General features: G+C 74.0%; 7 protein-coding genes. 3 read left to right on the forward strand and 4 right to left on the reverse strand.

The annotated features are described in order from the left end of the window. Positions 1–102 precede the first annotated feature (102 nt). A complete protein-coding gene (locus ACI79P_RS21550; protein WP_456583105.1) occupies positions 103–1,281 on the reverse strand; it encodes an ABC transporter substrate-binding protein in 1,179 nt (392 codons plus the stop codon). Between the two features lie 409 nt (positions 1,282–1,690). On the opposite strand from ACI79P_RS21550, the gene ACI79P_RS21555 reads away from it, so the two are divergent. Both ACI79P_RS21555 and ACI79P_RS21560 read left to right on the forward strand, forming a co-directional pair. Continuing rightward, entirely contained in the window at positions 1,691–3,934 is a 2,244-nt protein-coding gene (locus ACI79P_RS21555; RefSeq protein WP_456583106.1) for a carbon starvation CstA family protein, read from the forward strand. Beyond that, complete coding sequence (locus ACI79P_RS21560) at positions 3,931–4,143, forward strand: YbdD/YjiX family protein (protein ID WP_456583107.1); 213 nt, start codon at positions 3,931–3,933, stop codon at positions 4,141–4,143. Before ACI79P_RS21555 ends, ACI79P_RS21560 begins: the two co-directional genes overlap by 4 nt. Positions 4,144–4,238: 95 nt before the next feature. Here ACI79P_RS21560 and ACI79P_RS21565 read toward each other — a convergent pair whose 3' ends face one another. The 3 genes from ACI79P_RS21565 to hrcA are packed head-to-tail and all read right to left on the reverse strand — an operon-like array spanning position 4,239 to position 7,163. Then, on the reverse strand, positions 4,239–4,991 hold the full coding sequence (locus ACI79P_RS21565) for a 16S rRNA (uracil(1498)-N(3))-methyltransferase (RefSeq protein WP_456583108.1): 753 nt from the start codon (positions 4,989–4,991) through the stop codon (positions 4,239–4,241). A 3-nt stretch (positions 4,992–4,994) separates the two neighbouring features. Then, positions 4,995–6,125, reverse strand: coding sequence for a molecular chaperone DnaJ (gene dnaJ, locus ACI79P_RS21570; protein WP_456583109.1), 1,131 nt, complete (start codon positions 6,123–6,125; stop codon positions 4,995–4,997). A gap of 15 nt (positions 6,126–6,140) precedes the next feature. After that, positions 6,141–7,163 carry a heat-inducible transcriptional repressor HrcA gene (gene hrcA, locus ACI79P_RS21575; protein WP_456583110.1) on the reverse strand — a complete coding sequence of 341 codons (1,023 nt, stop codon included), beginning with the start codon at positions 7,161–7,163 and terminating at the stop codon, positions 6,141–6,143. A gap of 230 nt (positions 7,164–7,393) precedes the next feature. On the opposite strand from hrcA, the gene ACI79P_RS21580 reads away from it, so the two are divergent. Further along, a complete protein-coding gene (locus tag ACI79P_RS21580; protein WP_456583111.1) occupies positions 7,394–7,807 on the forward strand; it encodes a type II toxin-antitoxin system VapB family antitoxin in 414 nt (137 codons plus the stop codon). The last annotated feature ends 146 nt before the right edge of the window (positions 7,808–7,953 follow it).

Below are 7,953 nucleotides of genomic sequence, written 5' to 3' on the forward strand. Positions count from 1 at the left end.
CCCCCCCCCCCCCCCCCCCCCCCCCCCCCCCCCCCCCCCCCCCCCCGGCCGCCCCGCCCCGCCCCCCCCCCCCCCCCCCCCCCCCCCCCCCCCACGGGGCGGTCACTCCAGGACGGTGAACTGGCCGTTCTCGACGACCTGGACGACGGCCGGGTGGTCGGCGTCGCGGTTCTCGTCGATGGAGAACTCACCGAGGACGGTGGGCACGTCCTCGATCTGGCCCAGCCCCTCCTGGATGCTGTCGCGCTCGGCGGAGCAGTTGGCGCGCACGGCCTGGTCGACCAGCTTCAGCCCGGTGTAGGCCTGGGCGGCGAACTGGTCGGGCTGGGCGCCGTACTCGGCCTCGTAGGCCTCGAGGAACGCCTGGTTCTCGGGGTTGTCGGAGGAGGAGTTCCAGGCGGCGCCGACGACGACGCCCTCGGCCGCCTCACCGGCGTCGGCCATCAGCGTCGGGTTGTTGAACCCGTTGCCGCCGATGATCGGCACGTCGATGCCCAGCTCCCGGGCCTGGGTCACCAGCGGCACCGCCGCCTCGATCAGCGCCGAGACGACGAGCGCGTCGGGGTCGCTCTCCTGCGCCTGGGTCAGCAGGGCGCGGAAGTCGGTGTCGGCCTTGGAGAAGGTGATCGTCTCGCTGATCTCCACCCCCTCGTCCTCGAGGGCGGCGGCGAACGCCTCGTAGCCGGACTCGGTGAAGGCGTCGTCGTTGCTGTACATGACGACCACGTTCTCGAGCCCGAACTGCTCGGTCGCCTGGGCGATCGTCTGCGGGATCACCGCCTGCTCGGTGAGCGAGTCGCGGAAGATGTAGTCGCCGATCTCGGTGACGCCCGCGGCGGTGTTGGAGATGCCCAGCACCGGGACGCCGGCCTCCTGGGCGATCGGGTCGGCCTGGACGGCGGCGTTGGACAGGGTGGGCCCGATGATCAGGCTCGCACCGTCGTTCACGAACTCTTCGAAGAGCGTGATCGCCTGGCGGGGATCGGTCTGGTCGTCCTCGATCGTGAGGTCGTAGGTGACCCCGCCCTGCTCGGCGAGCTCCGCGGCGGCGAGCTCCAGGCCGCGCTGCTGCGACTCGCCGTAGCTGGCCGCGGCGCCGGTGAGGCTGAGCACCGCGCCGAGGGGGACCTCGCCCTCGATGGTGCAGGACTCCCCGGTGCCCTCGCCGGTGAGGCCGCCCGAGGCGGCGGTGTCCCCGCCCTCGGACTCACCGGAGCCGCAGGAGGCGAGGAGGAGGGCCGCGGCGCCGGCCGCGGCGACGGTGTGGAGCTTGGTGCGCATGTCTCTCCCTTGTCGAGCACGACGACCGCGCCGGCCGCGGAGAGGCGGCCGCGCGTCACTGGCGGACGGGCCGGTCCGAGGCACCCGGGCGTCGTGGGCCGACCGGAGCCGGTCGGCTGGTTACGGGGGTCACAGTAGGCACCTTCGCCCGCGCTTCCGGCAGGGGTGGGGCAAGCGTGCCCAGAACGTGACCGTCCGGAACTCGGCGGGGTGCGCGTCGGCGGCACGGCCCGCCAGCGCCGTCGACCTCGTGGGCGCCCGCGCCCGCGCCCTCCTGCGCTGACCGCGCCGGACCTCGCCCTCGGCGCCGCGGACGATTCCGGACCGGTACGGGCCCCCGAGCGGTTCCCCGCTCCCTATGCTCTGCCCGCCGGTGCCGACGGGGGCACCGCAGGGGCGGGAGGCAGACATGTCCGGGACGATGACGATGACGGACCCGGGCGGAGGCGGCGGACCCTCGGCCACCGGCCGCAGCCGCCCCCCGCTGAAGTCGGTGCTCATCTGGACGGCGGTCGCCCTGGTCGGCGCCGTCTGCTGGGGCGTCCTCGCCCTGGCCCGTGGGGAGACGATCTCGGCACTGTGGCTGCTTTTCGCCGCGCTGTGCTCGTACGCGATCGCCTACCGCTTCTACTCGCGCTTCATCACCTACCGGGTGCTGCGCGCCGACGACCGCAGGGCCACGCCGGCCGAGCGCCTGCAGAACGGCCGTGACTTCGACGTCACCGACCGGCGGGTGCTCTTCGGCCACCACTTCGCCGCCATCGCCGGCGCGGGCCCGCTGGTCGGCCCCGTGCTCGCGGCCCAGATGGGCTACCTGCCCGGCACGATCTGGATCGTCGTCGGCGTCATCTTCGCCGGCGCCGTCCAGGACCTGACGGTCATGTTCTTCTCGATGCGGCGCAACGGGAAGAGCCTCGGCCAGATGATCCGCGAGGAGATCGGCCTCGTCGGCGGAATCGCGGCGCTCATCGCGGTCTTCGCGATCATGATCATCATCCTGGCGGTGCTGGCGCTGATCGTGGTCAACGCGCTGGCCGAGTCCCCGTGGGGCGTCTTCTCGATCGGCCTGACCATCCCGATCGCGCTCTTCATGGGCATCTACCTCCGCCGGCTGCGACCGGGGAGAGTGCTCGAGGCGACCGGCATCGGCGTCGCGCTGCTGCTCCTGGCGATCGTGGCCGGCGGCTGGATCCAGGACACCGCCCTCGGCGACTCCCTCACCCTCTCCCGGGAGTTCCTGGTCCTCGCCCTGGTGGTCTACGGCTTCGTGGCCTCGGTCCTGCCGGTGTGGCTGCTGCTCACCCCGCGCGACTACCTGTCGACCTTCATGAAGATCGGCGTCATCGTCCTGCTGGCGGTCAGCCTGCTCATCGCCCGTCCCGTCCTGCAGGCCGAGGCGGTCACCGACTTCGCCCGCGAGGGCACCGGACCGGTCTTCGCCGGATCGCTGTTCCCGTTCGTGTTCATCACGATCGCCTGCGGAGCGCTGTCGGGCTTCCACGCGCTGATCTCCTCCGGCACGACGCCGAAGATGGTGGCCAAGGAGAGCCAGGTCCGCCTGATCGGCTACGGCGGCATGCTGATGGAGTCGTTCGTCGCCGTCAGCGCCCTGATCGCCGCCTGCGTCATCGACCAGGGCCTCTACTTCGCCATGAACAGCCCCGCCGGCGCCACCGGCGGCACGGCCGAGTCGGCCGCCGCCTTCGTGCAGGGCCTCGGGTTCGAGACCACCGCGCAGAGCATCGCCGCGGCGTCAGCAGCGGTGCAGGAGGAGACCCTGGTCTCGCGGACGGGCGGTGCGCCGGCGCTCGCCGTCGGCCTCGCCCAGGTGTTCAGCCAGGCGTTCGGTGGCGGCGGCCAGGCGTTCTGGTACCACTTCGCGATCATGTTCGAGGCGCTGTTCATCCTCACCGCCGTCGACGCCGGCACCCGCGTGGGCCGGTTCATGCTGCAGGACACCGTCGGCAACGTCTGGAAGAAGTTCGGCGACCTGTCGTGGCGGCCGGGCAACATCATCGCCAGCGCCGTCGTCGTCGGCCTGTGGGGCTCGGTGCTCTACATCGGCGTCACCGACCCGCTGGGCGGGGTCAACCAGCTGTTCCCGCTGTTCGGCATCGCCAACCAGCTGCTCGCCGCGATCGCGCTGACCCTGTGCACCGTGCTGCTGATCAAGCACGGGAAGCTCAAGTACGCGTGGGTGACGGGTGTGCCGCTGGCCTGGGACCTCGTCGTCACCATGACCGCGAGCTGGCAGAAGGTCTTCTCCTCCGACCCGCGGGTGGGCTACTTCCAGCAGGCGTCGGTGTACTCGGAGGCGCGGGATGCCGGTGAGCTGCTCGCACCGGCCACGACCGAGGGACAGATGGAGCAGGTGATCTTCAACTCGACGCTCAACGGCATCCTGCAGGGGGTGTTCGCGCTGCTGACGCTGGTCGTGGCCGCCCACGCCGCCGTCATCATCGCGAAGGCGATCAGGTCACGTGGCCTGCCCACCACGGAGGAGCCGGCGGTCCCGTCGAACCTCGTGGAGCCTGCGGGCCTGTTCCCGACCGCCGAGGAGAAGCAGCAGATGGCCGAGCACGACCGGCTGGTCGGCGCGGGCGCCGGTACCCACGGCACCTTCGACGAGCACCCGGACGGCGGCCGGCCGTGACCGGCTCGGTCGCCGTCCGCGGGGGCGACGCCGTCGTCCGTGCCTGGCGCGGGGTGGTGTGGTTCTTGCGCGAGTGGAGCGGTGAGGCGCGCTGGGACCGGTACCTGGCGCACTGCACCGCCCACGGGCACACACCGATGAGCCGGCGGGAGTTCGAGCGGCAGCGCATGGACGAGCTGGAGGCCAACCCGGTCAGCCGCTGCTGCTGACGCCGTCCGCCGCGGTCCTGCGGACCGCCACGACCCACGAGTAAGCCTGCATCCCGTGCCGGGGCCCCGGGCCCCGGCACGGGAGTCCCTACCGCTCAGGCCCAGCGGCCGCGGACCGACAGCGCGGCCAGCGCCGCGGCGCCGGCGGTGGAGGTCCGCAGCACCTCGGGGCCCAACCGCACCGGCTCCGCCCCGGCCGCGTGGAACGCGATGACCTCGCCGTCCGACAGCCCGCCCTCCGGGCCGACGACCAGCACCACCGTGCCGGTCTCCGGCACCGCCAGCTCGGCCAGCGGACGACGGGCCTGCTCGTGCAGGACGACGGCGAGGTCGGCCTCGGCGAGCATCCCGGCGACCTCCCGGGTGCTCATCGGCGCGGTCACCTCGGGCAGCCGCGGGCGGCGCGACTGCTTGCTCGCCGCCCGGGCCGCGGCGCGCCACTTGGCCACGCCCTTCTCGACCCGGTCGTCCCGCCAGCGGGTCACGCAGCGGGCGGCCTGCCAGGGCACGATCCGGTCGACGCCGAGCTCGGTGGCCAGGTCGACCGCCAGCGGGCCCCGGTCCCCCTTGGGCAGCGCCTGCACCAGCACGAACTCGGGGTCGGGCGCGGGTACCTCGAACCGGTTCCGCACGGCGACCCGCAGCCCCTGCGGCCCGGCGGCGACCACCTCCCCGTCGACGACGGTGCCGGCGCCGTCCCCGACCCGCACCCGCTCACCGGCCTGCAGCCGCAGCACCTCGACGGCGTGCCGCCCCTCCTGCCCGTCGACGAGCAGCTCCGGGACGTCGGCGAGCTCGTCGACCAGGAACAGCGGGGCGCCGTCGAGCTCGGGGGCCTCGGAGCTCACCGGTCAGCGCCCGTGGAACGCGTCGCGGACCCGGGAGAAGAGGCCGCCCTGCCCTTCGCGGTCGCCACCGGGCTGGTCCTCCCCGCGCAGGGCGGCGAGCTCGCGCAGCAGCTTCTCCTGCTCGGCGTCGAGCCTGGTCGGCGTCTGCACCTCGACGTGCACCATCAGGTCACCGCGGCCGGTGGCGCGCAGCCGGGGCGCGCCGTGAGCGCGCAGCGTGAGCACGCTGCCCGACTGGGTGCCCGGCCGGATGTCGACCTCCTCCTCGCCGTCGAGGGTCTTCAGCTTCAGCGTGGTGCCCAGCGCCGCCGAGGTCATCGGGAGGGTGACCCGGCAGTGCAGGTCCTCGCCGTCGCGGGTGAACACCTCGTGCGGGCGCTCGTGCACCTCCACGTAGAGGTCGCCGGCCGGCCCGCCGCCGGGGCCTACCTCCCCCTGGCCGGTGAGCCGGATCCGCATCCCGTCCTCCACGCCGGCCGGCACCTTCACCGAGAGGGTCCGGCGGGCCCGCACGCGGCCGTCGCCGCCGCACTTGGGGCAGGGCTGCGGGATGACCTGGCCGGTGCCCGTGCAGGTCGGGCACGTGCGGCTGGAGACGACCTGGCCGAGGAAGCCGCGCTGCACGCTCTGCACCTCGCCGCGGCCGGAGCAGGTGCCGCAGGTCGCCGGGTGGGTGCCCGGGGCGGTGCCGGCCCCGGTGCAGGCGTCGCAGAGGACCGCGGTGTCGACGGTGAGTTCCTTGGTCGTGCCGAAGACGCTCTCGTCGAGGTCGAGCTCGACCGGGATGAGCGCGTCCCGCCCGGCCCGGGTGCGGCTGCGCGGCCCGCGCGTGGCGGCGCCCCCGAAGAAGGCGTCCATGATGTCGCCCAGGCCGCCGAACCCGGGGCCGCCGAAGCCGCCGGCGCCCCCGGCCCCCGCGTCGAACGGGTCACCGCCGAGGTCCACGATCCGGCGCTTCTCCGGGTCGGTCAGCGCCTCGTAGGCGCGGGTGACCTCCTGGAACCGCTCCTTGGCCTCCGGGTCGGGGTTGACGTCGGGGTGCAGGTCACGGGCCAGCCGCCGGTAGGCGCGCTTGATGTCCTGGTCGGTCGCGCCCTGGGCCAGGCCCAGCACGCCGTAGTAGTCGGTCGCCATCGAAGAGTCTCGTCCTCAGCTCTCGGCCAGCAGGTGGCCGACGTAGCGGGCCACGGCTCGCACCGCGGCCATGTTTCCTGGGTAGTCCATGCGCGTCGGCCCCACGACACCGAGCCCGCCGAGCGCCCGGTCCCCCGAGCCGTACCCGACGGTGACCAGCGACGCGCCGGTCAGCGCCTCGTGCGCGTTCTCCTCGCCGATGCGCACCAGCACCGTGCCGGCGTCGACCTCGCTCATCAGGCGGAGGACGACGACCTGCTCCTCGAGGGCCTCCAGCAGCGGTCGGAGCGTGCCGGAGAAGTCGGTGCCGCTGCCCCGGGCGAGGTTCGCCGTCCCGCCGATGACCAGGCGGTCCTCGCTCGGCTCGACGAGGGTCTCGACGAGGGTGGCGCTGACGGCGGCGACCAGCCCCCGCAGGTGCGACGGCGCGGTCTCCAGCAGCCCGGGCACCTTGTCGGCCGCCTCGACCAGCTTCACGCCGGCGAACGCGGAGTTCAGCAGCGCGCGGAGCTCGGGGACGGCGGCGGCGTCGGCGTCGGGCGGGCAGTCGACGACCCGCTGCTCGACCCGCCCGGTGTCGGTGATCAGGACCACCAGCAGCCGCCCGACCGCGACCTGCACCACCTCGAGGTGGCGCACGGCGCTGCGGGAGAGCGTTGGGTACTGGACGACGGCGACCTGGCGGGTCAGCTGGGCGAGCAGACGCACGGTGCGGCCCAGCACGTCGTGCAGGTCGACGGCGCCGTCGAGGAAGCGCTCGATCGCGCGGCGCTCGGCGGCGGAGAGCGGCTTCACGGCCGACAGCCGGTCGACGAAGAGCCGGTAGCCCTTGTCGGTGGGCACCCGGCCGGCGCTCGTGTGCGGCTGGGTGATGTAGCCCTGCTCCTCGAGCACCGCCATGTCGTTGCGGATGGTCGCCGGGGAGACCCCCAGGTCGTGTCGCTCGGCGAGGGCCTTGCTGCCCACCGGGTCGTTGGTCGACACGAAGTCCTGGACGATGGCCCGGAGCACCTCCAGGCGGCGTTCGTCGTGCGCCACGGTGACACCTCCCCGTACCGGTCGACGTGCCGTGCCGCACCGCCGGGTTGCGGGGCCGCGGCGGCCCCGGGACACGCCCGGCCTGGCACTCGCACGGACAGAGTGCCAGGCCAGCATACGCGAGGAAGCGCGTCGTCCTCCCCCGCTCGCGGGCTCGCGGCGAGCCCGTGGACGGGGCCCCGCGGGACGGGGGCGGGGCACGGTCGTGGCCGCTAGGGTGGGCACGGTCGGTGCCCCGGCCGGGGCGGAGAGCGGAGGTCGGTCCCCTGATCTTCAAAGGCGTGCGCAACGGGCGCCCCTATCCCGACCACGGGCTGTCCACCCGCGACTGGGCGATGATCCCGCCCCGGCAGGTCCGGCTGGACACGCTGACCACCACGAAGCGGGAGCTGGCCCTCGACGCCCTGCTCGCCGACGACTCAACCTTCTACGGCGACCTCTTCCCGCACGCGGTCCAGTGGCACGGCGAGCTCTACCTCGAGGACGGGCTGCACCGGGCGCTGCGCGCGGCGCTGCAGCAGCGCACCGTCATCCACGTGCGGGTGCTGGACCTCGACGCGCTCACGCCCGTGCGGGCACCGGAGGGCCCGAGCACGGCCTCCCTGCCGGCCCAACCCCCGGTGCCGGGCCCCCGCGGCACCTGACCCGGGCGCCGTCCCGCCCGGGTCGACCCGCTCGGGGAGGGCTGGAGCCGGGTGGGCCCGCGGCGCCACCCCCCCGCCCCCGGGTCGACCCGGGACGACGCACGGGGGCTCGTCCGTATGTCTTAGGGGGGAGGCACTTCTCCTAC

Source organism: Blastococcus sp. SYSU DS0510, from assembly GCF_054050835.1.